Here is a 1164-nt window from a genome sequence, read left to right on the forward strand (position 1 = left end):
ATCCTTACTAATGGAGGAGTTATAAAAAAAGGAGTTTTTGTACTATCTGAATCATAATGAGAAGTCCATGCTCTTAAAAGCCATAAGCTATTTCTTGATGTGTTATTTGCTCGTAACGAAACACTTTCTGCGGACGATGGAAAAATAACTCTGGTTACATCAAGACCAATTCCTCCCTCGTCTTTTGCATAAGCATTAGATACTATTAATAAAGTTGCCAGCAATGTTTTCGTCATAATCTGTAATAAGGATTTTCTGAGCATAAAAACAACCTACCAGTTAACATGAGATATATCATGTCTGTGCTAATGTTTTGACAACATTAATTTAAAGGCTCGGCCTATATTACCGAGCCTTTTACAAATTTTATTTGTAATTAACAGTATAAGTCACTACTGATGAGAATTTACCGCTAAAACCGGTTGCATCACCTAATTTAACAATTGTTGCATATACCGGAATATCCAGATCACCATTAGCATCTGTTGTACCCAAGTTAAGTGTTTTACCCGTTAAATCCCATTGGGTCCCCATACCATCTGGGGTTGTTCCGAAGCGAATGCCAATATCAGATTGCACTGAACCATCTTCGGCACGAACCAGACTCATATAAGGATTACCCTGCGCTTTATCTTTGGCATCAACAGTATAAGTCATGGCCGTATTTACTGGACATTGAGTCAGTTTGATATTACCAGTTAACTCGGTACCTACGCCATGACTAATAGTCTTGGCATCCCAGGTAGCACGAGTAATAGGCTGAAAAGTATAATCAGTAGGAAATTCAATATTACAGGTAGCATTAACTATACTACCATTAATAGTCTGCTGTGCTGTACCAACAAGGTCACCAGAAGCTGCACTCGCTGTCCCAATAGTTAAACCTGTGAGGATCATGACAGCTAATACTTTATTTTTCATAAAATTTTATCTCCAGAAAATACAAATCCATATGCGTTTAATCCTTTTTCTAGATTACTTAAGATATCTCTTATTTGCATTGCCCGCACACCTCCATCATGACAATTAAAAAGTATTAATAATCAGTAAAAAATAAAAATAAAAATCGCATTCAGAGTTAATGTCTGATTTTTTGGCAAATATTGGAATAAAAAACTACTTTATTTTTGTTTTTTTATGTTGTATGTAGTAATAAAGCTCAAA

2 protein-coding genes are annotated in these 1164 nt (G+C 35.1%); both read right to left on the reverse strand.

Annotated elements, in window-relative coordinates:
• Positions 1–263, reverse strand: a 263-nt coding sequence (locus A7Z29_RS23030; protein WP_157944815.1) for a fimbria/pilus periplasmic chaperone, incomplete at its 3' end; no start/stop codon positions are given.
• A 103-nt stretch (positions 264–366) separates the two neighbouring features.
• Positions 367–921 (reverse strand): fimbrial protein, encoded by a 555-nt coding sequence (locus A7Z29_RS23035; RefSeq protein WP_105290906.1) that lies wholly within the window; start codon positions 919–921, stop codon positions 367–369.
• Positions 922–1164 lie beyond the last annotated feature (243 nt).

It is taken from the genome of Escherichia sp. MOD1-EC6842 (assembly GCF_002965705.1).
Lineage (GTDB): Bacteria > Pseudomonadota > Gammaproteobacteria > Enterobacterales > Enterobacteriaceae > Escherichia > Escherichia ruysiae.